Here is a 25,610-nt window from a genome sequence, read left to right as displayed (position 1 = left end):
CGCCGGATCACGTCCCCCCCCCCCCCGCCCCCGCCGAAAACCACCCCGCCCCAGCGCCCCGCCCCGCCCCCTATGTCCAACTTTACTTCCGGGTGGCCCCCGGGCGCCGGGGGGGCCGCCCCCCGCCACTCCTTTCGCGTCGAAGGGAGGCTGCGTAACGCGAAGAGTGCGAAAACCTCTTTCCTGAGGGCCGCAAACCGGCCTTCAGGAAACGGGTTTTCTCCCGTTTCTGGCCCGCCGCCAATTGGCGCCGGGTGAAAAGACAAGAAGCCGCCGACAGGCGGCGGGCAACAAGACAGGGCCGCCAAGGTGGCCCGAGATGCAAGGCGAGCCGCGGCGAGGCTCGTCCCGAGAATTGAGCTAAGGAGCGACGATGGCCCAGACCCAGACTTTCAATGGCCGCAGACGCGTACGCAAGTTTTTCGGAAAGATCCCGGAAGTTGCGGAGATGCCGAACCTGATCGAGGTTCAGAAGGCATCCTATGACCAGTTCCTGATGGTGGAGGAGCCCAAGGGTGGGCGTCCTGACGAGGGACTGCAGGCAGTTTTCAAGTCGGTCTTCCCGATTTCCGATTTTTCCGGCTCCTCGATGCTGGAATTCGTGAAGTATGAGTTCGAGGGACCGAAATTCGACGTTGACGAATGCCGTCAGCGCGACCTGACCTATGCGGCGCCGCTCAAGGTGACGCTGCGCCTCATCGTGTTCGATATCGACGAGGATACCGGCGCCAAGTCGATCAAGGACATCAAGGAGCAGGACGTCTACATGGGCGACATGCCGCTCATGACCTTGAACGGCACCTTCATCGTCAACGGCACCGAGCGCGTCATCGTCTCGCAGATGCACCGTTCGCCAGGCGTCTTCTTCGACCATGACAAGGGCAAGTCGCACTCGTCCGGCAAGCTTCTGTTTGCCGCGCGCGTCATTCCCTATCGCGGTTCGTGGCTCGACATCGAGTTCGATAGCAAGGACGTCGTGCATGCCCGCATCGATCGCCGCCGCAAGATTCCGGTGACGTCGCTGCTGATGGCGCTCGGCATGGACGGCGAAGAGATCCTGTCGACCTTCTACAACAAGATCACCTACAAGCGCGCCGGCGACCATTGGCGCATCCCGTTCAACGTCGAGCGTTTCCGCGGCCTCAAGGCCGTTGGTGACCTGGTCGACGCCGACACCGGCGAGGTCGTCGTCGAGGCCGGCAAGAAGATCACCGCCCGCCAGGCCAGGGCGCTTGGCGAAAAGGGTCTCAAGGCGATCAAGGCGACCGACGAGGATCTGCTCGGCAACTACCTTGCCGAGGATATTGTCAACTACGCGACCGGCGAGATCTTCCTCGAAGCCGGTGACGAGATCGACGAAAAGACGCTGAAAGTGCTGCTTGGCACCGGTGACGATGAGATCAAGGTCCTCGACATCGACCACGTCAACGTCGGCGCCTATATCCGCAACACGCTCAACGTCGACAAGAACGAGAGCCGCCAGGACGCGCTGTTCGACATCTACCGCGTCATGCGCCCCGGCGAGCCGCCGACGCTGGAAACCGCTGAAGCCATGTTCAACTCGCTGTTCTTCGACAGCGAGCGCTATGATCTGTCGGCCGTTGGCCGCGTCAAGATGAACATGCGCCTCGAGCTCAAGGCCGAGGATACCGTGCGCGTGCTGCGCAAGGACGACATCCTGGCCGTGGTCAAGACGCTGGTCGAACTGCGCGACGGCAAGGGCGAGATCGACGACATCGACAATCTCGGCAATCGCCGCGTGCGCTCGGTCGGCGAGCTGATGGAGAACCAGTACCGCGTCGGCCTGCTGCGCATGGAGCGCGCGATCAAGGAACGTATGTCCTCGATCGAGATCGATACGGTGATGCCGCAGGACCTGATCAACGCCAAGCCGGCGGCTGCCGCCGTGCGCGAGTTCTTCGGTTCCTCGCAGCTGTCGCAGTTCATGGATCAGACCAACCCGCTGTCGGAGATCACCCACAAGCGCCGTCTTTCGGCGCTTGGACCGGGCGGTCTGACCCGCGAGCGTGCCGGTTTCGAGGTGCGCGACGTGCACCCGACGCATTACGGCCGCATCTGCCCGATCGAGACGCCGGAAGGACCGAATATCGGCCTGATCAACTCGCTTGCGACCTTCGCGCGCGTCAACAAATACGGCTTCATCGAGAGCCCGTACCGCAAGATCGTCAACGGCAAGCTGACCAATGAAGTCGTTTACCTGTCGGCTATGGAAGAGGCCAAGCACCACGTCGCGCAGGCCAATGCCGAGCTCGACAAGAATGGTCATTTCGTCGACGAATTCGTCATTTGCCGCAACGCCGGCGAAGTGATGATGGCGCCGCGCGAAAACGTCGATCTGATGGACGTGTCGCCGAAGCAGATGGTGTCGGTGGCCGCGGCCCTGATCCCGTTCCTCGAGAACGACGACGCCAACCGTGCGCTGATGGGCTCGAACATGCAGCGTCAGGCCGTGCCGCTGGTGCGCGCCGAAGCGCCGTTCGTCGGCACCGGCATGGAGCCAATCGTCGCCCGTGACTCGGGCGCCGCTATCGGCGCCCGCCGCGGCGGCATCGTCGACCAGGTGGACGCGACGCGTATCGTCATCCGCGCCACGGAAGATCTCGATCCCGGCAAGTCCGGCGTCGACATCTACCGGCTGATGAAGTTCCAGCGTTCGAACCAGAACACCTGCATCAACCAGCGTCCGCTGGTGCGCATGGGCGACCGGGTCAACAAGGGCGACATCATCGCCGACGGCCCGTCGACCGAGCTCGGCGATCTGGCCCTCGGCCGTAACGTGCTGGTCGCGTTCATGCCGTGGAACGGCTACAACTACGAGGATTCCATCCTCCTGTCCGAGCGCATCGTCGCCGACGACGTCTTCACCTCGATCCACATCGAGGAGTTCGAAGTCATGGCCCGCGACACCAAGCTGGGGCCGGAGGAGATCACGCGCGACATTCCCAACGTCTCGGAAGAAGCGCTGAAGAACCTCGATGAGGCCGGCATCGTCTACATCGGTGCGGAAGTGCAGCCGGGCGACATCCTGGTCGGCAAGATCACGCCGAAGGGCGAAAGCCCGATGACGCCGGAAGAAAAGCTGCTGCGCGCCATCTTCGGTGAAAAGGCCTCGGACGTGCGCGACACCTCGATGCGCATGCCTCCGGGAACCTTCGGCACCGTCGTTGAAGTGCGTGTCTTCAACCGCCACGGCGTCGAGAAGGACGAGCGCGCCATGGCGATCGAGCGCGAGGAGATCGAACGCCTCGCCAAGGACCGCGACGACGAGCAGGCGATCCTCGACCGCAACGTCTATTCGCGTCTTTCCGACGTTCTCGTCGGCAAGGAAGCGATTGCCGGGCCGAAGGGCTTCAAGAAGGGCTCGAAGCTGTCGAAGGACACGCTCGACGAGTATCCGCGTTCGCAGTGGTGGCAGTTTGCCGTGGAGAACGAAAAGCTCCAGAGCGAACTGGAAGCCCTGCGTGGCCAGTACGACGATTCCAAGAAGGCGCTCGAGCAGCGCTTCATGGACAAGGTCGAGAAGGTGCAGCGCGGCGACGAGATGCCTCCGGGCGTTATGAAGATGGTCAAGGTCTTCGTGGCCGTGAAGCGCAAGATGCAGCCCGGCGACAAGATGGCCGGCCGGCACGGCAACAAGGGTGTCGTGTCGCGGATCGTTCCGGTCGAGGACATGCCTTTCCTCGAGGACGGCACGCATGCCGATATCGTGCTCAACCCGCTGGGTGTGCCGTCGCGCATGAATGTCGGCCAGATCCTGGAAACGCACCTGGGCTGGGCCTGCGCCGGAATGGGCAAGAAGATCGGCGATCTGATCGACGCGTACAAGACGGCGGGCGACATCAAGCCGCTGCGCAAGACGCTCGAGAGCTTCATGCCTTCCAACGACCGCAACGAGCCGGTCCGCGAATATGACGACGAGAGCATCGTTCGCCTCAGCGAGCAGATGCGCCGCGGCGTCTCCATCGCGACACCGGTGTTCGACGGCGCGCACGAGGCCGACATCAACATCATGCTGGAGCAGGCGGGCCTGCACACCAGCGGTCAGTCGCAGCTCTATGACGGGCGCACCGGCGAGCCGTTCGATCGCAAAGTGACGATGGGCTACATATATATGCTCAAGCTTCACCACCTTGTGGACGACAAGATCCACGCGCGTTCGATCGGGCCGTACTCGCTCGTTACCCAGCAGCCGCTGGGCGGCAAGGCGCAGTTCGGTGGCCAGCGCTTCGGCGAGATGGAGGTCTGGGCGCTCGAAGCGTACGGCGCCGCCTACACGCTGCAGGAGATGCTGACGGTGAAGTCGGACGACGTCGCCGGCCGCACCAAGGTCTACGAGGCGATCGTCAGAGGCGACGACACCTTCGAGGCCGGCATTCCCGAGAGCTTCAACGTTCTCGTCAAGGAAATGCGGTCTCTCGGCCTCAATGTCGAGCTGGAGAACACCAAGCTCGACGACAACCCGATCCGGCTGCCCGACGCGGCCGAGTAAGCAAGACGTCCGGCCGCGGTCTTCCCGCGACCGGACGCACCAAATTCTCGGCCGATGGCCGATCAAGTCGGCGGGCGTTTGGCCCGCGCTAGATGCAAGGGGTTTTCGAGGACCCCGAAAAGGAGAACGGCATGAACCAAGAGGTCATGAATCTCTTCAATCCCCAGGCGCCTGCGCAGGTGTTCGATTCCATCCGGATCTCGCTTGCCAGCCCTGAGAAGATTCTGTCCTGGTCGTTCGGCGAGATCAAGAAGCCGGAGACCATCAACTATCGCACCTTCAAGCCGGAGCGTGACGGCCTGTTCTGCGCGCGCATTTTTGGCCCGATCAAGGACTATGAATGCCTGTGCGGCAAGTACAAGCGCATGAAATACAAGGGCGTCATCTGCGAGAAGTGCGGCGTCGAAGTCACGCTGTCGCGCGTCCGCCGCGAGCGCATGGGCCATATCGAGCTGGCGGCACCGGTCGCCCACATCTGGTTCCTGAAGTCGCTGCCGTCGCGCATCGGCACGCTGCTCGACATGACGCTGAAGGACATCGAGCGGGTCCTCTACTTCGAGAACTACATCGTTACCGAACCCGGCCTCACCGCGCTGAAGGAGCACCAGCTGCTCAGCGAGGAAGAGTACATGATGGCCGTCGACGAGTATGGCGAGGATTCGTTCACCGCCATGATCGGCGCCGAGGCGATCCACGACCTTCTGGCCGGCATGGACCTCGAGAAGATCGCCGGCGATCTGCGTTCTGAGCTGGCTTCGACCACCTCCGAGCTCAAGCAGAAGAAGTACCTGAAGCGGCTCAAGGTCGTCGAGAACTTCATGGAATCCGGCAACCGTCCGGAATGGATGATCATGAAGGTGGTTCCGGTGATCCCGCCGGATCTGCGCCCGCTTGTCCCGCTGGACGGCGGCCGTTTCGCCACGTCGGATCTGAACGATCTCTATCGCCGCGTCATCAACCGCAACAACCGCCTGAAGCGGCTGATCGAGCTGCGCGCGCCCGGCATCATCGTGCGCAATGAAAAGCGCATGCTGCAGGAAGCCGTCGATGCGCTGTTCGACAACGGCCGCCGCGGCCGCGTCATCACCGGCGCCAACAAGCGTCCGCTGAAGTCGCTGTCCGACATGCTGAAGGGCAAGCAGGGCCGGTTCCGCCAGAACCTGCTCGGCAAGCGCGTCGACTATTCCGGCCGCTCGGTCATTGTCACCGGTCCGGAGCTCAAGCTCCACCAGTGCGGCCTGCCGAAGAAGATGGCGCTCGAGCTGTTCAAGCCCTTCATCTACGCCCGTCTCGACGCCAAGGGTTACTCCTCGACCGTCAAGCAGGCGAAGAAGCTGGTCGAGAAGGAGCGTCCGGAGGTCTGGGATATCCTCGACGAGGTCATCCGCGAGCATCCGGTGCTGCTGAACCGCGCACCGACGCTGCACCGCCTCGGTATCCAGGCGTTCGAGCCGATCCTGATCGAAGGCAAGGCGATCCAGCTTCACCCGCTGGTCTGCACGGCCTTCAACGCCGACTTCGACGGCGATCAGATGGCCGTTCACGTGCCGCTGTCGCTGGAAGCGCAGCTTGAAGCCCGCGTGCTGATGATGTCGACCAACAACATCCTGCACCCGGCTTCCGGCGCGCCGATCATCGTGCCGTCGCAGGACATGGTTCTCGGTCTCTACTATCTCTCGATCGTCAACCAGAACGAGCCGGGAGAGGGCATGGTGTTTGCCGACATGGGCGAACTCCAGCACGCGCTCGAGACCAAGGCGGTGACGCTGCATGCCAAGATCAAGGGGCGTTTCCGCACGGTCGACGCCGACGGCAAGGTCGTGTCGAAGATCTACGATACCACGCCTGGCCGCATGATCATCGGCGAGCTGCTGCCGAAGAACCACAACGTGCCCTACGAGACCGCCAACCAGGAGATGACCAAGAAGAACATCTCCAAGATGATCGACACCGTCTACCGCCATTGCGGTCAGAAGGAGACGGTCATTTTCTGCGATCGCATCATGGCTCTCGGCTTCAGCCACGCCTGCCGTGCCGGCATTTCGTTCGGCAAGGACGACATGCTGATCCCGGACGCCAAGATCAAGCTGGTCTCCGACACCGAGGCTTTGGCCAAGGAGTACGAGCAGCAGTACAATGACGGTCTGATCACCCAGGGCGAGAAGTACAACAAGGTCGTCGACGCCTGGGCCAAGTGCTCGGAAAAGGTCGCCGACGAAATGATGGCCCGCATCAAGGCGGTCGAGTTCGAGGACAACGGCCGTCAGAAGCCGATGAACTCGATCTACATGATGTCGCACTCCGGTGCGCGCGGCTCGCCCACCCAGATGCGCCAGCTCGCCGGCATGCGCGGCCTGATGGCCAAGCCTAGCGGTGAAATCATCGAGACGCCGATCATCTCGAACTTCAAGGAAGGCCTCACCGTGCTCGAGTACTTCAACTCGACCCACGGCGCCCGCAAGGGTCTGGCCGACACCGCCTTGAAGACGGCGAACTCGGGTTACCTGACGCGTCGTCTTGTCGACGTGGCGCAGGACTGCATCGTCAACTCGCTCGACTGCGGCACCGACAAGGGCCTCACCATGCAGCCGATCGTCGATGCCGGTCAGGTCGTCGCCTCGGTTGGCCAGCGCGTTCTCGGCCGCACCTCGCTCGACGACATCACCCACCCGGTCACCGGCGAGGTTCTGGTCAAGGCCGGAACGCTGATGGACGAGCGTGACGTGGAACTGATCGAAAAGGCCGGCGTGCAGTCGGTCCGCATCCGTTCGGCGCTGACCTGCGAGGTCAGGGTCGGCGTCTGCGCGGTCTGCTACGGACGCGATCTGGCCCGCGGCACGCCCGTCAACCAGGGCGAGGCTGTCGGCGTCATCGCGGCGCAGTCGATCGGCGAGCCGGGCACCCAGCTCACCATGCGTACCTTCCACATGGGCGGCACGGCGCAGGTGGTGGATTCCTCGTTCCTTGAAGCCTCCTATGAGGGCAAGGTCGAGATCCGCAACCGCAACGTGGTGCGCAACTCCGACGGCCAGCTGATGGTCATGGGCCGCAACATGGCGGTGCTGATCCTCGACGAAGCTGGCAAGGAACGCGCCACGCACCGCGTCACCTACGGTTCGCGCATCTTCGTCGACGATGGCGACAAGGTGAAACGTGGCCAGCGTATCGCCGAGTGGGATCCTTATACCCGCCCGATCCTCACCGAAATCGAGGGCAGGGTGGCATTCGAGGATCTGGTCGATGGCATTTCCGTTCAGGAAACCGCCGACGAATCGACCGGCATCACCAAGCGCGAGGTCATCGACTGGCGTTCGACGCCACGCGGCAACGATCTCAAGCCGGCGATCGTCGTCCAGGATGCCAAGGGCAAGGTCGGCAAGCTGTCGAAGGGCGGTGACGCCCGCTTCCTGCTCTCGGTCGAGGCCATTCTTTCGGTCGAGCCGGGTGCACAGGTTCGCCCCGGCGACGTGCTGGCGCGTATCCCGATGGAAAGCGCCAAGACCAAGGACATCACCGGCGGTCTGCCGCGTGTTGCCGAACTGTTTGAGGCACGCCGTCCGAAGGATCACGCCATCATCGCCGAGATCGATGGCACGATCCGCTTCGGCCGCGACTACAAGAACAAGCGCCGTATCATCATCGAGCCGCATGACTCGATGCTTGAGCCGGTCGAATATCTGATCCCGAAGGGCAAGCCGTTCCATCTCCAGGACGGCGACGTCATCGAGAAGGGCGACTACATCCTCGACGGTAATCCGGCGCCGCACGACATCCTGGCGATCAAGGGCGTGGAGGCGCTTGCCTCCTACCTCGTCAACGAAATCCAGGAGGTCTACCGACTGCAGGGCGTGTCGATCAACGACAAGCACATCGAGGTGATCGTTCGCCAGATGCTGCAGAAGGTCGAGATCACCACGCAGGGCGATTCGACCTACATTCCGGGCGACCACGTCGACGTGATCGAGCTGGAAGAGGTCAATGAGCGCCTGGTCGAGGAAGGCAAGAAGCCGGCCGAAGGCCAGCCGGTGCTGCTCGGCATCACCAAGGCCTCGCTGCAGACGCCGTCCTTCATCTCCGCCGCCTCCTTCCAGGAGACGACGAGGGTGCTGACCGAAGCTGCGGTTGCCGGCAAGACCGACATGCTGCAGGGCCTGAAGGAAAACGTCATCGTCGGGCGGCTGATCCCGGCCGGTACCGGCGGTACGATGAGCCAGATCCGGCGCATCGCCACCTCGCGCGACGAGTTGATCATCGACGAGCGCCGCAAGGCGTCCGGCGTCGAGGTCGCCGAGCCGATGCTGACCGACATGGTTAACGCGGCGCAGTAAGCGCGCAAGAAAGAGAAGATAGAAAAGGGGCCTAAGTGGCCCCTTTTCGCATTTTGGTTCCTCAATCGGATCGGAGAAGAAACGATGAGCAGGAAGATTTGGGCTGCTGTCGACGACTACATTGTCGAAGCTCTTTTCGAGGCGGATCCCGCTCTTGATGCCGTTCTGGCGGCCAACCATGATCAGGGCCTGCCGCCTATCGACGTTTCCCCGGCACAAGGCAAGCTGCTCTCACTTCTTGCGCGAATGCAGGGAGCGAGGAAGGTACTCGAAATCGGCACATTGGGCGGTTATTCGACAATCTGGATGGCGCGAGCATTGCCGATGGACGGCAAGGTCGTGACGCTCGAGCTTGATCCGCACCACGCCAGTGTCGCGCGGTCGAACTTTGAACGGGCAGGGGTGTCTGACCGTGTGGAACTGCGGGTCGGACCGGCGCTTCAATCGCTTGCGGCCTTAGGCGCCGAGAATGCCGGGCCGTTCGACTTCATCTTCATCGACGCCGACAAGCCGAACAACCCGCACTATCTGTCCTGGGCCATGCATCTTTCGAGGCCGGGGACCGTCATTGTCTGCGACAATGTCATCCGTGACGGCGCGGTGGTGAATGAAGATGGTCGCGATGCCAATGTCGAAGGGGCACGCGCGGCGTTCTCGTTCATCGGCAGCGACAAACGTCTGGAAGGCACCGCGATCCAGACTGTTGGCGCCAAGGGCTATGACGGCTTTGCAATAGCGATCGTTAATTGAATTTGTGCGGTGCGCCGGCCGGACCTGCGATCCGGCGGCGCCCACTGATCAATCGAAAAAAGCTTCCACCACATTGCGCTTGCCGAGCATGAAGGCGTCGGCGACGTGCTGCAGGGGCGCGAGATCGACGTCGGAGGTGCCGGCGCGCACGATCTCGGCGAAGCGCTTGTAGAGCATCGGGTATTCGGCTTCCAGCTCCTCGTGAACGACGCGGCCATCGATGGCAAGCTTTGAGCCGCCGCCAGAAAGCACCATCGATCCGGCCTCGGTATCGGCCAGGATGTCCCAGCTTTGCGGGCCGGTCTGACGCCAGTCGAGTTCCATCGTCACTGGCAGACCGTTCGAAGTGCGGAAAGCGATTTGGGCGGCGATCGGGGCCGCGCGGTTCTCGGGGAAATCGAGTTCTGCCGAGCTGATGAACATCGGCGGCAGGATGTGGGTAGCGATCGACAGGGCGTTGATGCCGGGATCGAACACGCCAAAGCCGCCGGGAGCCCAGATCCATTCCTGATTCGGATGCCAGCGGCGCACGTCTTCTTTCCAATTGATGGCGGCCGACCTGATCGTTGTCGATCCAAGGAATGCGCGCGCAGCTTCGACAGCCGGCGCATAGCGTGAATGCCAGCTGGCGAACAGGCAGACGCCGTTCGCTGTCGCCAGCGCCTTCAGGTCTTCGACCTCGCTGACCGTGGCGCCGGGCGGCTTTTCCAGGAAAACATGCTTTTTCGCCGCCAGCGCCAAGCGCGCGGCGTCGTAACGAAACTGCGGCGGCATGCACAGCGACACCGCCTCGAGCTCCGGCGTTGCGTCGAGCATCGCCTCGATCGTCGGGAAGTTCGGGATGTCCTCGACTTTGCCATGGCGGCTCGCTGCGGCAACCAGGCGATAATCCTGGTCCTTCGCCAGCGCCGGCAGATGCTGGTCACGGACGATCTTCCCCACGCCGACGATGCCGAGCTTGATGGGATTAGAGGACATGGGAGCTCCGCAGGTTGAGTGTGCTTGGTTTTGCCAGAGGTCGCTTCTTAGCAGAGAACTTGTGCCGGGCAAGTCGCCGGGCTTTGTCGCCGGCCCGTGAGATCGACCGCGATTCAGATCTCTTTAGATCGGCACATCGAACGTCACGATCGACACTTCGCCTTCGAGCGCGCCCTGATAGGCGGACAGATGCGGCTCCTCGTCCGGCACGCCGTCCAGGTCGCCGATCTGATCGAGCTCTGCCTCGGCATAACCTTCGGCGGCAAGCGATTCGAGAGCGCGGCGCACCGCCGAATCGTCGTCCGGTGCGACCAGCATCACATGCACGCCTTCCGGCTTGCCACCTTTGCGCTTCCACACCCGGCCGGTAATAATGGTGACCGGGCGCTCCTCATTGTCATTCACGGGTTCGTACCTCCGGGCGAGGGGGTTTGGGCTGCTCATGCCGCCTTTTCGCACGAAGCACGGCCTGGAAACAGCCGCAAGCCGGTCACTTTCTGGCTTCCTCTTGAAAAACGGCGCAAGAAAATTACATGCGCTTTTCGCATGGCTGCCACGCCTCGGGTTCAGCGCAATATTTGCCGCTCCGGGGTTGACGGACAGTGGCCATACGAGTAGAAGCCGCCCAGTCAGAACCGATGTGAGGCTCTTGCTTCCGAAGCGACACGCTTTGGAGTTTGCCTCAAACAGGGTTCGTTTTACGAGCGAAAAGACATTTCCGGCGTGCACGAAGCGGCTTCCGCTTCCTCTGCCATTTGTTCGGGCAAGACCGCGAGGCGCGGTTTGTGGCCCGAATTTGCGTATGGAAGTGACGCTTTGAGCGGCCCTGACCGGGCGAGATATGGAATTGAGAGACAAGAGGGTTTAATGCCTACCGTCAACCAGCTGATCCGCAAGCCGCGCATTGCGCCGGTGAAGCGCAACAAGGTCCCGGCCATGCAGCAGAACCCGCAGAAGCGGGGCGTCTGCACGCGCGTCTACACCACGACGCCGAAGAAGCCGAACTCGGCGCTGCGCAAGGTGGCCAAGATCCGCCTGACCAATGGTTTTGAAGTGATCGGTTACATCCCCGGCGAAGGCCACAACCTTCAGGAGCACTCGGTGGTGATGATCCGCGGCGGTCGCGTCAAGGATCTTCCGGGCGTCCGTTACCACATCATCCGCGGCGTGCTCGACACGCAAGGCGTGAAGAACCGCAAGCAGCGCCGTTCGAAATACGGCGCCAAGCGTCCGAAGTGACCGAAGCGTAGCCAAGGTCGTTCCGGGCGGCGTCAAGCGACGATCCGGGATCCAGGCCACCGCGTAGAATTGAGGCAGAGAAAAAATGTCCCGTCGTCACAGTGCAGAAAAGCGTGAGATCAATCCGGACCCCAAGTTCGGCGATCTGATCGTCACCAAGTTCATGAACGCCGTCATGTATGACGGCAAGAAGTCGGTTGCCGAGACCATCGTCTACGGCGCGCTCGACCAGGTTCAGTCCAAGACCAAGCAGGAGCCGGTCACCGTCTTCCATCAGGCGCTCGACAATGTCGCGCCGCATGTGGAAGTGCGTTCGCGCCGCGTCGGCGGCGCCACCTACCAGGTTCCAGTCGATGTGCGCCCCGAGCGCCGTCAGGCATTGGCCATCCGCTGGTTGATCGCCGCCGCCCGCAACCGCAACGAGACCACTATGGTCGACCGCCTCTCCGGCGAGCTGATGGACGCGGCCAACAACCGCGGCACCGCCGTCAAGAAGCGTGAAGACACCCACAAGATGGCAGAAGCCAACCGCGCTTTCGCGCACTACCGCTGGTAAAGCGCGAACGAGACTGAAGAGGCACCTCCCATGGCCCGCGAATATAAAATCGAAGACTACCGCAATTTCGGTATCATGGCGCACATCGACGCCGGCAAGACGACGACCACCGAGCGCGTCCTCTATTACACGGGCAAGTCGCACAAGATCGGCGAAGTCCACGACGGCGCTGCCACCATGGATTGGATGGAGCAGGAGCAGGAGCGCGGCATCACCATCACGTCGGCCGCGACCACGACCTTCTGGAAGGGTCGCGACGGCAAGATGCACCGCTTCAACATCATCGACACCCCCGGCCACGTCGACTTCACCATTGAAGTCGAGCGTTCGCTGCGCGTGCTCGACGGCGCCATTGCGCTGCTCGATGCCAATGCCGGTGTCGAGCCGCAGACGGAGACCGTCTGGCGCCAGGCCGACAAGTATCGCGTGCCGCGCATGATCTTCTGCAACAAGATGGACAAGATCGGCGCCGACTTCTACCGCTCGGTCGAGATGATCGGATCGCGCCTCGGTGCGCATGCCGTCGTCATGCAGCTGCCGATCGGCGCCGAGACCGAGTTCAAGGGTGTCGTCGACCTCGTCGAGATGAACGCGCTGGTCTGGCGCGACGAGACGCTGGGCGCTGCCTGGGACATCGTCGAGATCCCTGCCGACCTCAAGGCTCGTGCCGAAGAATACCGCGAGAAGATGATCGAGGCCGCCGTCGAAATGGACGAGACGGCGCTCGAGAATTACCTCGAAGGCAAGATGCCGAGCAACGACGAGATCCGTGCGCTCATCCGCAAGGGCACGATCGCGGTGAAGTTCTATCCGATGTTCTGCGGCTCGGCCTTCAAGAACAAGGGCGTGCAGCCGCTGCTCGACGCCGTCGTCGAATATCTGCCGTCGCCGGCCGATGTCCCGGCCATCAAGGGCGTCGACGCCAAGACCGACGCCGAGATCGAGCGTCATGCCGACGACAACGAGCCGCTGTCGATGCTTGCCTTCAAGATCATGAACGACCCGTTCGTCGGTTCGCTCACCTTTGCCCGCATCTATTCGGGCAAGCTCACCAAGGGCATCTCGGTCGACAACACCGTGAAGGGCAAGAAAGAGCGCATCGGCCGCATGCTGCAGATGCATGCGAATTCGCGCGCCGACGTCGAAGAGGCGTTTGCCGGCGACATCGTCGCCCTCGCTGGCCTCAAGGACACCACCACCGGCGACACGCTCAGTGATCCGCTGCATCCGGTCATCCTCGAGCGCATGGAATTCCCCGATCCGGTCATCCAGATCGCCATCGAGCCGAAGACCAAGAACGACCAGGAAAAGATGGGTCTCGCCCTTCACCGCCTGGCCGCCGAGGATCCGTCCTTCCGCGTCAAGACTGACGAGGAATCGGGCCAGACGATCATTTCCGGCATGGGCGAGCTTCACCTCGACATCATCGTCGACCGCATGCGCCGCGAGTTCAAGGTCGAGGCCAATGTCGGCGCGCCGCAGGTGGCCTACCGCGAGACGATCACCCGCAAGCACGAGCAGGACTACACGCACAAGAAGCAGACCGGCGGTACCGGCCAGTTCGCCCGCGTCAAGATCCTGTTCGAGCCGAATCCGGAAAGCAGCGAATTCGAGTTCGAAACCAAGATCGTCGGCGGCGCTGTGCCGAAGGAATACATCCCCGGTGTCGAAAAGGGCATCAACAGCGTCATGACCTCGGGCCCGTTCGCCGGCTTCCCGATGATCGGCGTCAAGGCGACGCTGATCGATGGCGCCTACCACGACGTGGACTCGTCGGTTCTGGCCTTCGAAATCGCCGGCCGCGCCTGCTTCCGTGAAGCAGCCCCCAAGCTTGGCGTGCAGTTGCTCGAGCCAATCATGAAGGTCGAAGTGGTGACGCCGGAAGATTACGTCGGCAGCGTTATCGGCGACCTGAACGGCCGTCGCGGCCAGATCCAGGGCCAGGAAGCCCGTGGCGTGGCTGTGGTCATCAACGCGATGGTGCCGCTCGCCAACATGTTCAAATACGTGGACAACCTTCGCTCGATGAGCCAGGGCCGCGCGGCCTACACGATGCAGTTCGACCACTACGAGCCGGTCCCGACCGCGGTCGCCCAGGAAGTCCAGAAGAAATACGCGTAACTCGAAACGAGTTGCATCAGTAACTTAATTCAAGGCCCGCACGGGCTGGCAGGAATGGAGAGATCACATGGCAAAAGGTAAATTCGAGCGCACTAAGCCTCATGTGAACATCGGCACGATTGGTCACGTCGATCATGGCAAGACGTCGCTGACGGCGGCGATCACCAAGTATTTTGGCGAATACAAGCGCTACGACCAGATCGATGCGGCACCCGAAGAGAAGGCGCGCGGCATCACCATTTCGACGGCGCACGTCGAATACGAGACCGCCAACCGCCACTATGCCCATGTCGACTGCCCCGGCCACGCCGACTATGTGAAGAACATGATCACCGGTGCCGCGCAGATGGACGGCGCGATCCTGGTGGTGTCGGCCGCCGACGGCCCGATGCCGCAGACCCGCGAGCACATCCTTTTGGCCCGCCAGGTCGGCGTGCCCTCGATCGTGGTGTTCTTGAACAAGGTCGACCAGGTCGACGACGCCGAGCTGCTCGAGCTGGTCGAGCTCGAGGTGCGTGAGCTTTTGACCAAGAACGAGTTCCCCGGCGACGACATTCCGATCGTCAAGGGTTCGGCGCTTGCCGCCCTTGAAGATTCCGACAAGAAGATCGGCGAGGACGCCATCCGCGAACTGATGGCTGCGGTCGATGCCTACATTCCGACGCCGGTTCGTCCGCTCGACAAGCCGTTCCTGATGCCGATCGAGGACGTGTTCTCGATCTCGGGCCGTGGCACGGTTGTGACCGGCCGCGTCGAGCGCGGCGTCGTCAAGGTCGGCGAGGAGCTGGAGATCGTCGGCATCCGTCCGACCACCAAGACGACCTGCACGGGCGTCGAGATGTTCCGCAAGCTGCTCGACCAGGGCCAGGCCGGCGACAACATCGGCGCGCTGCTGCGCGGTGTCGACCGTGAAGGCGTCGAGCGCGGCCAGGTCCTGGCCAAGCCCGGCACCGTCAAGCCGCACAAGAAGTTCGTTGCCGAAGCCTACATCCTGACCAAGGACGAGGGCGGCCGCCACACGCCGTTCTTCACCAACTACCGTCCGCAGTTCTATTTCCGCACGACGGACGTGACCGGCATCGTGTCGCTGCCGGAAGGCACCGAGATGGTGATGCCGGGCGACAACATCACCGTCGATGTCGAGCTGATCGTGCCGATCGCCATGGAAGAGAAGCTGCGCTTCGCCATCCGTGAAGGCGGCCGCACCGTCGGTGCCGGCATCGTCGTCACCATCACAGAGTAATTTGGACTTAAACCGATCTGTCGCGGGCGCTGCCCGCGCCGCGCCAGAACAAGGAAGTGACGCATGAACGGACAGAATATCCGCATCCGCCTGAAGGCGTTTGATCACCGGGTGCTCGACGCCTCGACACGGGAAATCGTGTCGACCGCCAAGCGCACCGGCGCCAACGTCCGCGGCCCCATTCCGCTGCCGACGCGGATCGAAAAGTTCACGGTCAACCGGTCGCCTCACGTCGACAAGAAGAGCCGCGAGCAGTTCGAGATGCGCACGCACAAGCGTCTGCTCGACATTGTCGACCCGACCCCGCAGACGGTCGATGCTTTGATGAAGCTCGACCTGGCCGCCGGTGTCGACGTCGAGATCAAGCTCTAAGGAACCAGAGGTCAGCGGGGCGACCCGGAACTCTGAAGGAACAAGAGGCGTGGAGGGGCGACAGCCCCGACAGGGAACTCTAAAGGAATTGAACCGATGCGTTCAGGTGTGATTGCAAAGAAGGTGGGAATGACCCGCATCTACAACGATGCCGGGGAACATGTTCCCGTCACTGTTCTCCAGATGGAGAACTGCCAGGTCGTGGCGCAGCGCACGCAGGAGAAGAACGGCTATACCGCCGTCCAGCTCGGCGTTGGCCTTGCCAAGGTGAAGAACACGTCGAAGGCGATGCGCGGCCATTTCGCGACCGCTTCCGTCGAGCCCAAGGCCAAGGTTGCCGAGTTTCGCGTCTCTGCCGACAACATGATCGATGTTGGCGCCGAGATCACCGTCGAGCACTTCGTCGTCGGCCAGAAGGTCGATGTGACGGGCACCACGATCGGCAAGGGCTTCCAGGGCGTCATCAAGCGGCACCACATGGGTGGCGGCCGCGCAACGCACGGCAACTCGGTGTCGCACCGTACACACGGCTCGACCGGCCAGCGCCAGGATCCGGGCAAGGTGTTCAAGGGCAAGCATATGGCCGGCCACATGGGCGACACCCGCGTCACCACGCAGAATGTCGAGGTCGTCTCGACCGACGCCGATCGCGGCCTGATCCTGATCCGCGGTGCGGTCCCGGGTTCGAAGGGTGCATGGATCCTGGTCCGCGACGCGGCCAAGGTGGCGCTTCCGGCCAATGCGCCGAAGCCCGCCGCGATCCGCGCCCTTGCGACTGACGGTGCCGCCACGAACGAGGCCCCGGCCACAGAGGGAGCGGAATAATGGACCTCAAGATTACAACGCTTGGCGGCAAGGACGCCGGCAAGCTGAAGCTCTCCGAAGAGATTTTCGGCCTCGATCCGCGCGAGGACATCCTGCAGCGCGTCGTGCGCTGGCAGCTTGCCAAGAAGCAGCAGGGCACGCACAAGGCCAAGGGTCGCGCGGAAATCGCCCGCACCGGCGCCAAGATGTACAAGCAGAAGGGTACGGGCCGCGCCCGTCACCATTCGGCTCGCGCTCCGCAGTTCCGCGGCGGCGGCAAGGCCCACGGCCCGGTCGTGCGCAGCCACGAGCACGATCTGCCTAAGAAGGTGCGTGCGCTCGGCCTGAAGCATGCGCTTTCGGCCAAGGCCAAGAGCGCGTCGATCATCATCATCGACGAGCTGAAGCTGACCGAGGCCAAGACCAAGGCGCTGATCGCGAATTTCGCGACGCTGGGCCTGAGCAACGCCCTGGTGATTGGCGGCGCCGAGCTTGACAAGAACTTCAAGCTGGCAGCGACCAACATCCCGAACATCGACGTGCTGCCCATCCAGGGCATCAACGTCTACGACATTCTGCGCCGCGGCACGCTGGTCCTTTCCAAGGCCGCCGTCGAGGCTCTCGAGGAGCGCTTCAAATGACCGACCTTCGTCATTACGACGTGATCGTCTCGCCGGCGATCACCGAAAAGTCGACCATGGCTTCCGAGCAGAACCAGGTCGTCTTCAACGTCGCCAAGAAGGCGTCGAAGCCGGAAATCAAGGCCGCCGTCGAAGCGCTGTTTGGCGTCAAGGTGATGGCCGTGAACACGCTTGTCCGCAAGGGCAAGATCAAGCGCTTCCGCGGCACGATCGGCCGCCAGAGCGACGTCAAGAAGGCGGTTGTGACGCTGGCCGAAGGCCAGTCGATCGACGTCGCGACGGGTCTCTGAGCAAGGTCGCGAGGACAGAACAATGGCACTGAAAAAATTCAACCCGGTAACGCCGAGCACCCGTCAGCTGGTCATCGTCGACCGCTCGGGCCTCTACAAGGGCAAGCCCGTCAAGGGCCTGACCGAAGGCCTGACCAAGTCGGGCGGCCGCAACAATTACGGCCGCATCACGGCCCGCTTCATCGGCGGCGGTCACAAGCGCACCTACCGTATCATCGACTTCAAGCGCCGCAAGTTCGACGTCGTCGGCACGGTCGAGCGTATGGAGTACGATCCGAACCGCACCGCCTTCATCGCGCTGATCAAGTATGACGATGGCGAGCTGTCCTACATCATCGCCCCGCAGCGTCTGGCTCCCGGCGACAAGATCGTGGCCGGTGAATCGGTCGACGTGAAGCCGGGCAACGCGATGCCGCTGGCTTCGATGCCGGTCGGCACGATCGTCCACAATATCGAGCTGAAGCCCGGCAAGGGCGCTCAGGTCGCCCGTTCGGCCGGCGGTTATGGCCAGCTCGTCGGCCGCGACCAGGGCATGGCGATCCTGCGCCTCAATTCGGGCGAGCAGCGTGTCGTCCACGGCTCCTGCATGGCCACTGTCGGTGCCGTGTCAAACCCGGACCACGGCAACATCAATGACGGCAAGGCAGGCCGCACGGTGTGGCGCGGCAAGCGTCCGCACAATCGCGGCGTGACCATGAACCCGGTCGATCATCCACATGGCGGCGGCGAAGGCCGCACCTCGGGTGGCCGCCATCCGGTTTCGCCCTGGGGCAAGCCGACCAAGGGCAAGAAGACGCGGTCCAACAAGGCGACCGACAAGTTCATCCTGCGCTCGCGCCATCAGCGCAAGAGCTAAGAAGAGGTAACGCCAAGTGACTCGTTCGATTTGGAAAGGCCCCTTCATCGACGGCTACCTTCTGAAGAAGGTGGACAAGGTTCGTGAAGGTGGTCGCAATGAGGTGATCAAGATGTGGAGCCGTCGCTCCACCATCCTGCCGCAGTTCGTCGGCTTCACCTTCGGTGTCTACAACGGCCAGAAGCACGTTCCCGTCTCGGTGAACGAGGACATGGTCGGTCACAAGTTCGGTGAATTCGCTCCGACCCGGACCTATTACGGTCACGGCGCGGATAAGAAGGCGAAGAGGAAATAATCATGGGCAAGGCCAAAGCTCCGCGCAGGCTTGCTGACAACGAAGCGCGCGCCGTGTTGCGCACGATCCGTATCAGCCCGCAGAAGCTGAACCTGGTTGCCGCGCTGATCCGCGGCAAGAAGGTCGCGACAGCGCTTTCCGACCTCGAATTCTCGGCCAAGCGGATTTCCGGCACGGTCAAGAAGACGCTGGAATCGGCGATCGCCAACGCCGAAAACAACCACGACCTCGACGTCGATGCGCTGATCGTGGCGGAAGCCTATGTCGGCAAGTCGATCGTCATGAAGCGGTTCCATGCCCGTGGCCGTGGTCGCGCCAGCCGTATCGAGAAGCCGTTCTCGCACCTCACGATCGTCGTTCGTGAAGTCGAAGAAAAAGGGGAGGCCGCATAATGGGCCAGAAAGTCAATCCGATCGGTCTGCGTCTCGGCATCAACCGCACCTGGGATTCGCGCTGGTTCGCGAACACCGGCGAGTACGGCAAGCTGCTGCACGAGGACATCAAGATCCGCAAATATCTTGAGAAGGAACTCAAGCAGGCTGCGATCTCGAAGGTCGTGATCGAGCGTCCGCACAAGAAGTGCCGCGTCACCATCCATGCGGCGCGTCCGGGCCTGATCATCGGCAAGAAGGGCGCCGACATCGAGAAGCTTCGCAAGAAGCTGATGGAGATGACCAAGTCCGAGACGCATCTGAACATCGTCGAAGTGCGCAAGCCGGAGATCGACGCGACCTTGGTCGCCCAGTCGATCGCCCAGCAGCTCGAGCGCCGCATCGCGTTCCGCCGCGCCATGAAGCGTGCCGTGCAGTCGGCGATGCGCCTCGGTGCCGAAGGCATCCGCATCAACTGCGCCGGCCGTCTCGGCGGCGCCGAGATCGCGCGCATGGAATGGTATCGTGAAGGCCGCGTGCCGCTGCATACGCTGCGTGCCGACGTCGACTACGGCACGGCCGAGGCGAATACGGCCTACGGCATCTGCGGCGTCAAGGTCTGGGTGTTCAAGGGCGAAATCCTCGAGCACGACCCGATGGCTTCGGAGCGCCGCGCCACCGAGGGCGATCATGCGCATGGCGGTGGTGGTGAGCGCGAACGCGGTCGCCGTCGCGAAAACGCGTAAGACATTTAGGAATTTGGAGTTAGAACGATGCTGCAGCCAAAGCGCACAAAGTTCCGCAAGCAGTTCAAGGGCCGTATCCACGGTACCGCCAAGGGCGGCACCAACCTGGATTTCGGTGGTTTCGGGCTGAAGGCGCTTGAGCCGAACCGCGTCACCGCGCGTGAGATCGAGGCGGCCCGCCGCGCGATCACCCGCGAGATGAAGCGTGCCGGCCGCGTGTGGATCCGTATCTTCCCGGACGTGCCGGTGACGTCGAAGCCGACCGAAGTCCGTATGGGTAAGGGCAAGGGCGCGGTCGACTACTGGGCGGCACGCGTCAAGCCGGGCCGCATCATGTTCGAGATCGACGGCGTCAACGAGGAAACCGCCCGTGAGGCGCTGCGTCTCGGCGCGGCCAAGCTCTCGGTCAGGACGCGCTTCGTACAGCGCATCGCAGAATAAGGACGGGCTGATCATGAAAGCCGAAGACATCCGGACCAAGACCCAGGACCAGCTGACCGACGACCTGGCCAGCCTGAAGAAGGAGCAGTTCAACCTGCGCTTCCAGAAGGCCACCGGCCAGCTTGAGAAGACCGCGCGCGTGAGGCAGGTCCGCAAGGACATTGCGCGTATCAAGACCATCGCTGCGGAAAAGTCCGCGGCCAAGAAGGCTTAAGGACGAAAACCATGCCAAAGCGCATTCTGCAGGGCACCGTCGTCAGCGACAAGAACGAGAAGACGGTTGTCGTCAAGGTCGAACGGCGCTTCACGCATCCCGTGATGAAGAAGACCGTGCGCATGACCAAGAAGTACAAGGCGCACGACGAGAACAACGCCCACAAGGTCGGCGATCAGGTGTTCATCCAGGAATCGAAGCCGATTTCCAAGGACAAGCGCTGGGTCGTGGTGTCTTCGGACCAGGCCTGATCAGGGCCAACGAAACGAATTTTGGACAGACCGGGGAGGGGTGAGAAACCCGTCCCGTTAGAAAAGAAGAAGGCGGCCAGTCATGATTCAGATGCAAACAAACCTCGACGTCGCGGATAATTCCGGCGCCCGTCGTGTCATGTGCATCAAGGTGCTGGGCGGCTCGAAGCGGAAATACGCTTCCGTGGGCGACATCATCGTGGTGTCGATCAAGGAAGCCATCCCGCGCGGCCGCGTCAAGAAGGGCGATGTGATGAAGGCGGTCGTGGTTCGCACGGCCAAGGACATCCGCCGCCCGGACGGCAGCGTGATCCGTTTCGACAAGAACGCAGCCGTTCTCGTCGACAACAAGAAAGAGCCGATCGGCACGCGTATCTTCGGACCGGTTCCGCGCGAACTCCGCGCCAAGAACCACATGAAGATCATCTCGCTCGCGCCTGAAGTGCTGTAAGGAGCCGGACCAATGCAGAAGATTAGAAAAGGCGACAAGGTCGTCGTGCTGGCCGGCAAGGACAAGGGCCGTTCGGGCGAAGTCCTCTCGGTACAGCCGAAGGACGACACCGCGCTGGTGCGCGGCGTCAACCTGATCCGTCGTCACCAGAAGCAGTCCCAGTCCCAAGAGGGCGGGATCATCACCAAGGAAGCGCCGATCCAGCTGTCGAACATCGCGCTGGCCGACCCCAAGGATGGCAAGCCGACCCGGGTCGGCTTCATCTTCCAGAAGGACGGCAAGAAGGTGCGCGTCGCCAAGCGCTCGGGAGAAGTCATCAATGGCTAAGGCTCAAACCAAGCAGGCAACTGCCCAGAACACGCCGCGCCTCAAGCAGGTCTACAACGAGACCATCCGCAAGGCGCTGCAGGAGCAGTTCGGCTACGAGAACGAGATGCAGGTTCCGCGCATCGACAAGATCGTGCTGAACATGGGCGTCGGCGAGGCGACCGGCGATTCGAAGAAGCCTTCGATCGCGGCGGAAGACCTTGCGATGATCGCCGGCCAGAAGGCCGTCGTCACCCGCGCCCGCAACTCGATCGCCGGCTTCAAGGTCCGCGAGAAGATGCCGATCGGCGCCAAGGTCACGCTGCGCAAGGAACGCATGTACGAGTTCCTCGACCGCCTCGTGAACATCGCACTGCCGCGCGTCCGCGACTTCCGCGGACTTAATCCGAAGAGCTTCGATGGCCGTGGCAACTATGCCATGGGCATCAAGGAACACATCGTGTTTCCGGAGATCAACTACGACAAGGTTGATCAGATCTGGGGCATGGACGTCATCGTTTGTACGACTGCGAAGACGGACGACGAAGCCAGGGCATTGCTCAAGGCCTTCAACTTCCCCTTCCGCCAGTAACGGCAGCGAGAAAAGGAAAAATCTGAAATGGCAAAGACCAGCTCAGTCGAGAAGAACAACAGGCGCCGCAAGCTTGCGGACCAGTTCGCTGCCAAGCGCGAGGTGCTCAAGGCGATCATCATGGATCAGTCCAAGCCGATGGAAGAGCGCTTCCGCGCCCAGCTGAAGCTTTCGGCGCTGCCGCGCAACTCGGCCAAGACCCGCATCCGCAACCGCTGCGAAGTCACCGGACGTCCGCGTGCCTATTATCGCAAGCTCAAAGTATCGCGTATCGCGCTTCGTGATCTCGGCAATAACGGCCAGATCCCGGGCCTGGTCAAGTCGAGCTGGTAAGGAGGACATAACATGTCATTGAGCGATCCTCTCGGCGATATGCTGACCCGCATCCGCAACGCGTATGGCCGCAAGAAGTCGAGCGTTTCGACGCCGGCCTCGCGCCTGCGTACCCGCGTCCTCGACGTGCTGAAGGCGGAAGGCTATATCCGCGACTACAGCCAGACCGACTTCGACAACGGCAAGTCCGAAATCGAGATCGAGCTGAAGTATTTCGATGGTGCGCCGGTGGTGCGCGAAATCGCTCGGGTCTCGAAGCCCGGCCGCCGCGTCTACGTTTCGGCCAAGTCGATACCGCACGTCGCCAACGGCCTCGGCATCGCCATCCTTTCGACGCCGAAGGGCGTGATGGCCGACCACGAAGCGCGTGAACAGAATGTCGGCGGGGAAATCCTCTGCCAGATCTTCTGATCTGGTATGTGACCCGGTTGGAAACAGGTTTTCGGGATCTAGTCCCGAAAGCCGAGACCTGAAACAAGAGAAGTGACGAGGACAACAAAATGTCTCGTATTGGAAAGAAACCCGTTTCGCTGCCGCAGGGCGTGACCGCGACCGTCAACGGCCAGACCGTGACGGCGAAGGGTCCGAAGGGCGAGCTGAAGTTCGTGGTGAACGACGAAGTGCTGGTCAAGATGGAAGGCAGCGAGATCGCTGTCCAGCCGCGCGACCAGACCAAGACTGCCCGTTCCAAGTGGGGCATGTCGCGCACGCAGATCGTCAACATCCTGCAGGGCGTCAAGGACGGCTTCGAAAAGAAGCTCGAGATCACCGGCGTCGGCTATCGTGCCGCCATGCAGGGCAAGAACCTGCAGCTGGCGCTCGGCTTCAGCCATGACGTCGTCTACGAGACGCCGCAGGGCGTGACGATTTCGGTGCCGAAGCCGACGGAAATCACGGTGACCGGCATCGACAAGCAGCAGGTCGGCCAGGTTGCCGCCGAGATCCGCGAGTATCGCAGCCCCGAGCCCTACAAGGGCAAGGGTGTCCGCTATGCCGGCGAGAAGATCGTCCGCAAGGAAGGCAAGAAGAAGTAATTTTAACGCCGCGGGGAGCGGTCGCGGGAGGCTCGTCCTACCGCATATGGTTGCCCCCGTTTTTTGAAGGCAAGGAACTGATATCATGGGCTCGAAAGAATCCACCCAACGCCGCGCCCAGCGCGTCCGCCGCCAGATCAAGAAGGTTGCCGGCGATCGTCCGCGCTTGTCGGTCCATCGCACGTCGAAGAACATCTATGTCCAGGTGATCGACGACGCCAAGGGCCACACCATCGCGGCTGCTTCGACGCTCGAGAAGGAGCTCAAGGGCTCGCTCAAGACCGGCGCCGACACCGCGGCTGCAGCTGCCATCGGAAAGCTGATCGCCGAACGCGCCTCGAAGGCCGGCGTCAAGGAAGTCGTCTTCGACCGCGGCGCCTATATCTACCACGGCCGCGTCAAGGCGCTGGCCGAGGCTGCCCGTGAAGGTGGTCTGAGCTTCTAGAAGCATGATCCCGAACCGAAGGTCAGCGCAGCAAAAAGTTGCAGACTTTTCGGATAAGATCATGCGAAGGAAAAAAGAGTTTTCGCCCCCGGCGACCCGCAGAGGTGCCGGATATCATCATCAACCGTGCTTCCGGAAAAAAACAAGGAACAGGATATGGCACAGGAACGTAGGGATGGCGGCCGCGGCCGTGATCGCGAAGAGCGCGACGACGGCATGGTCGACAAGCTCGTCCACATCAACCGTGTCGCCAAAGTCGTCAAGGGCGGCCGGCGCTTCGGCTTTGCGGCACTTGTCGTCGTCGGCGACCAGAAGGGCCGCGTCGGCTTCGGCCACGGCAAGGCGCGCGAAGTGCCGGAGGCGATCCGCAAGGCGACCGAATCGGCCAAGCGCGACATGATCTTCGTGCCGCTACGCTCGGGCCGTACGCTGCACCACGACGTCGAGGGACGCTGGGGCGCGGGACGCGTTCTGCTGCGCGCCGCCAAGCAAGGTACCGGCATCATCGCCGGCGGCCCGATGCGCGCCGTTTTCGAGACGCTCGGCATGCATGACGTGGTCGCCAAGTCGATGGGTTCTTCGAACCCCTACAACATGGTTCGTGCCACTTTCGACGCGCTGAAGAGCCAGATGCATCCGAAGGATGTGGCTGCCGCGCGCGGCATCAAGTATTCGACCCTTCAGGCCCGCCGCGGCACCGCCGTTGCGGCTGAAGAATAGTCGACGCTGACCAGGGATTTGACCATGGCCAAGAAAGCAACCAAGACCATCACCGTCGAGCAGATCGGTTCGCCGATCCGCCGGCCGAAGGAGCAGCGGGCAACGCTGGTCGGCCTCGGCCTCAACAAGATGCACAAGCAGCGCACGCTGGAGGATACGCCCTCGGTGCGCGGCATGATCGCTGCCGTCCAGCATCTCGTCCGCGTCGTGGACGAGGGCTGAGCCAGAGCGCAGGAGAACCCAGATGAAACTCAATGATCTGCGTGACAAGGACGGCGCGACGCACTCCAAGAAGCGTCTCGGCCGTGGCATCGGTTCCGGTTCGGGCAAGACCGCCGGTCGCGGCGTCAAGGGCCAGAAGGCGCGCTCCGGCGTCGCCGTCAACGGCTTCGAGGGTGGCCAGATGCCGCTCTACCGCCGCCTGCCGAAGCGCGGCTTCAACAATATCTTCGCCAAGAGCTTCACCGTCGTGTCGCTGGCCCGCATCCAGGCGGCGCTCGATGCCAAGAAGCTCGACGCCAAGACAGTTGTAACGGCCGAGGCGCTGGTTGCGGCTGGCGTCATCCGTCGCGTCAAGGACGGCGTGCGCATCCTTTCGGACGGCGACATCAAGGCCAAGCTTGCCTTCGACGTTGCCGGTGCTTCCAAGGCCGCGGTCGAGAAGATCGAAAAGGCCGGCGGCTCGGTGAAGTTGCCTGAGCAGGCAGCCGCCGAGTAACGGCA

General features: G+C 62.4%; 30 protein-coding genes. 28 read left to right on the top strand and 2 right to left on the bottom strand.

The features are described from left to right. Window positions 1-373 precede the first annotated feature (373 nt). The 3 genes from rpoB to NKI97_RS06910 all read left to right on the top strand — a co-directional run bounded on the left by rpoB (window position 374) and on the right by NKI97_RS06910 (window position 9,588). On the top strand, window positions 374-4,510 hold the full coding sequence (gene rpoB / locus NKI97_RS06920) for a DNA-directed RNA polymerase subunit beta (protein WP_352451053.1): 4,137 nt from the start codon (window positions 374-376) through the stop codon (window positions 4,508-4,510). 131 nt (window positions 4,511-4,641) lie between these two features. Then, window positions 4,642-8,838, top strand: a complete 4,197-nt coding sequence (gene rpoC, locus NKI97_RS06915; protein ID WP_352750698.1) for a DNA-directed RNA polymerase subunit beta' — start codon at window positions 4,642-4,644, stop codon at window positions 8,836-8,838. 84 nt (window positions 8,839-8,922) lie between these two features. After that, window positions 8,923-9,588 carry an O-methyltransferase gene (locus tag NKI97_RS06910; RefSeq protein ID WP_352451052.1) on the top strand — a complete coding sequence of 222 codons (666 nt, stop codon included), beginning with the start codon at window positions 8,923-8,925 and terminating at the stop codon, window positions 9,586-9,588. A 48-nt stretch (window positions 9,589-9,636) separates the two neighbouring features. Here the strand turns inward: NKI97_RS06910 and NKI97_RS06905 are convergent, their stop codons facing one another. Further along, window positions 9,637-10,566, bottom strand: a complete 930-nt coding sequence (locus NKI97_RS06905; protein ID WP_352833204.1) for a Gfo/Idh/MocA family protein — start codon at window positions 10,564-10,566, stop codon at window positions 9,637-9,639. Between the two features lie 123 nt (window positions 10,567-10,689). After that, complete coding sequence (locus NKI97_RS06900) at window positions 10,690-10,971, bottom strand: transcriptional regulator (RefSeq protein WP_254817147.1); 282 nt, start codon at window positions 10,969-10,971, stop codon at window positions 10,690-10,692. Window positions 10,972-11,433: 462 nt separating this feature from the next. On the opposite strand from NKI97_RS06900, the gene rpsL reads away from it, so the two are divergent. From rpsL to rplO, 25 genes are all read left to right on the top strand, one after another. Then, window positions 11,434-11,805 (top strand): 30S ribosomal protein S12, encoded by a 372-nt coding sequence (rpsL, locus tag NKI97_RS06895; protein ID WP_006333356.1) that lies wholly within the window; start codon window positions 11,434-11,436, stop codon window positions 11,803-11,805. 85 nt (window positions 11,806-11,890) lie between these two features. Then, on the top strand, window positions 11,891-12,361 hold the full coding sequence (rpsG, locus tag NKI97_RS06890) for a 30S ribosomal protein S7 (RefSeq protein WP_008875664.1): 471 nt from the start codon (window positions 11,891-11,893) through the stop codon (window positions 12,359-12,361). 30 nt (window positions 12,362-12,391) lie between these two features. Further along, entirely contained in the window at window positions 12,392-14,482 is a 2,091-nt protein-coding gene (fusA, locus tag NKI97_RS06885) for an elongation factor G (protein ID WP_023680448.1), read from the top strand. Between the two features lie 67 nt (window positions 14,483-14,549). Beyond that, window positions 14,550-15,725, top strand: a complete 1,176-nt coding sequence (gene tuf, locus NKI97_RS06880) for an elongation factor Tu (protein WP_352614181.1) — start codon at window positions 14,550-14,552, stop codon at window positions 15,723-15,725. Window positions 15,726-15,788: 63 nt separating this feature from the next. Then, window positions 15,789-16,097, top strand: coding sequence for a 30S ribosomal protein S10 (gene rpsJ, locus NKI97_RS06875; protein WP_006205468.1), 309 nt, complete (start codon window positions 15,789-15,791; stop codon window positions 16,095-16,097). Between the two features lie 96 nt (window positions 16,098-16,193). Beyond that, window positions 16,194-16,922, top strand: coding sequence for a 50S ribosomal protein L3 (gene rplC / locus NKI97_RS06870; protein WP_352451050.1), 729 nt, complete (start codon window positions 16,194-16,196; stop codon window positions 16,920-16,922). Then, window positions 16,922-17,542 carry a 50S ribosomal protein L4 gene (gene rplD, locus NKI97_RS06865; protein WP_023675140.1) on the top strand — a complete coding sequence of 207 codons (621 nt, stop codon included), beginning with the start codon at window positions 16,922-16,924 and terminating at the stop codon, window positions 17,540-17,542. Before rplC ends, rplD begins: the two co-directional genes overlap by 1 nt. Then, window positions 17,539-17,832, top strand: coding sequence for a 50S ribosomal protein L23 (locus tag NKI97_RS06860; protein ID WP_023675139.1), 294 nt, complete (start codon window positions 17,539-17,541; stop codon window positions 17,830-17,832). Before rplD ends, NKI97_RS06860 begins: the two co-directional genes overlap by 4 nt. A gap of 22 nt (window positions 17,833-17,854) precedes the next feature. Further along, a complete protein-coding gene (rplB, locus tag NKI97_RS06855; protein WP_352833201.1) occupies window positions 17,855-18,688 on the top strand; it encodes a 50S ribosomal protein L2 in 834 nt (277 codons plus the stop codon). A 16-nt stretch (window positions 18,689-18,704) separates the two neighbouring features. Then, on the top strand, window positions 18,705-18,983 hold the full coding sequence (gene rpsS / locus NKI97_RS06850) for a 30S ribosomal protein S19 (RefSeq protein WP_006205463.1): 279 nt from the start codon (window positions 18,705-18,707) through the stop codon (window positions 18,981-18,983). A gap of 2 nt (window positions 18,984-18,985) precedes the next feature. After that, a complete protein-coding gene (gene rplV, locus NKI97_RS06845; protein ID WP_006205462.1) occupies window positions 18,986-19,375 on the top strand; it encodes a 50S ribosomal protein L22 in 390 nt (129 codons plus the stop codon). After that, window positions 19,375-20,100 (top strand): 30S ribosomal protein S3, encoded by a 726-nt coding sequence (rpsC, locus tag NKI97_RS06840; RefSeq protein WP_023675137.1) that lies wholly within the window; start codon window positions 19,375-19,377, stop codon window positions 20,098-20,100. The genes rplV and rpsC overlap by 1 nt, the downstream gene beginning before the upstream one ends. Before the next feature lie 27 nt (window positions 20,101-20,127). Beyond that, window positions 20,128-20,541: a 50S ribosomal protein L16 gene (rplP, locus tag NKI97_RS06835; RefSeq protein ID WP_006205460.1), complete on the top strand. Its 414-nt coding sequence runs from the start codon at window positions 20,128-20,130 to the stop codon at window positions 20,539-20,541. A gap of 13 nt (window positions 20,542-20,554) precedes the next feature. Next, entirely contained in the window at window positions 20,555-20,755 is a 201-nt protein-coding gene (gene rpmC, locus NKI97_RS06830; RefSeq protein WP_006205459.1) for a 50S ribosomal protein L29, read from the top strand. 11 nt (window positions 20,756-20,766) lie between these two features. Next, on the top strand, window positions 20,767-21,006 hold the full coding sequence (gene rpsQ / locus NKI97_RS06825; protein ID WP_023675136.1) for a 30S ribosomal protein S17: 240 nt from the start codon (window positions 20,767-20,769) through the stop codon (window positions 21,004-21,006). Between the two features lie 82 nt (window positions 21,007-21,088). Further along, entirely contained in the window at window positions 21,089-21,457 is a 369-nt protein-coding gene (gene rplN, locus NKI97_RS06820; protein ID WP_006205457.1) for a 50S ribosomal protein L14, read from the top strand. A gap of 12 nt (window positions 21,458-21,469) precedes the next feature. Next, complete coding sequence (rplX, locus tag NKI97_RS06815; protein ID WP_254817150.1) at window positions 21,470-21,784, top strand: 50S ribosomal protein L24; 315 nt, start codon at window positions 21,470-21,472, stop codon at window positions 21,782-21,784. Continuing rightward, window positions 21,777-22,355: a 50S ribosomal protein L5 gene (gene rplE, locus NKI97_RS06810; RefSeq protein ID WP_008875670.1), complete on the top strand. Its 579-nt coding sequence runs from the start codon at window positions 21,777-21,779 to the stop codon at window positions 22,353-22,355. Before rplX ends, rplE begins: the two co-directional genes overlap by 8 nt. Window positions 22,356-22,382: 27 nt before the next feature. Next, entirely contained in the window at window positions 22,383-22,688 is a 306-nt protein-coding gene (gene rpsN, locus NKI97_RS06805) for a 30S ribosomal protein S14 (RefSeq protein ID WP_352451046.1), read from the top strand. A gap of 12 nt (window positions 22,689-22,700) precedes the next feature. Further along, window positions 22,701-23,099 (top strand): 30S ribosomal protein S8, encoded by a 399-nt coding sequence (rpsH, locus tag NKI97_RS06800; protein WP_006205453.1) that lies wholly within the window; start codon window positions 22,701-22,703, stop codon window positions 23,097-23,099. Between the two features lie 89 nt (window positions 23,100-23,188). Then, on the top strand, window positions 23,189-23,722 hold the full coding sequence (rplF, locus tag NKI97_RS06795; protein WP_023675133.1) for a 50S ribosomal protein L6: 534 nt from the start codon (window positions 23,189-23,191) through the stop codon (window positions 23,720-23,722). Between the two features lie 85 nt (window positions 23,723-23,807). Next, window positions 23,808-24,167, top strand: coding sequence for a 50S ribosomal protein L18 (gene rplR, locus NKI97_RS06790; protein WP_023675132.1), 360 nt, complete (start codon window positions 23,808-23,810; stop codon window positions 24,165-24,167). Window positions 24,168-24,323: 156 nt separating this feature from the next. Then, a complete protein-coding gene (rpsE, locus tag NKI97_RS06785) occupies window positions 24,324-24,887 on the top strand; it encodes a 30S ribosomal protein S5 (RefSeq protein WP_006333394.1) in 564 nt (187 codons plus the stop codon). Between the two features lie 24 nt (window positions 24,888-24,911). After that, the gene (gene rpmD / locus NKI97_RS06780) at window positions 24,912-25,109 is read left to right on the top strand and encodes a 50S ribosomal protein L30 (protein WP_006205449.1); all 198 of its coding nucleotides are present in this window, start codon (window positions 24,912-24,914) and stop codon (window positions 25,107-25,109) included. Window positions 25,110-25,131: 22 nt separating this feature from the next. Then, window positions 25,132-25,605: a 50S ribosomal protein L15 gene (gene rplO / locus NKI97_RS06775; protein WP_352451045.1), complete on the top strand. Its 474-nt coding sequence runs from the start codon at window positions 25,132-25,134 to the stop codon at window positions 25,603-25,605. Window positions 25,606-25,610 lie beyond the last annotated feature (5 nt).

The organism is Mesorhizobium sp. M0296, from assembly GCF_040321675.1.
Taxonomy (GTDB): Bacteria; Pseudomonadota; Alphaproteobacteria; order Rhizobiales; family Rhizobiaceae; genus Mesorhizobium.
This window is presented reverse-complemented; position numbering and strand designations above follow the sequence as displayed.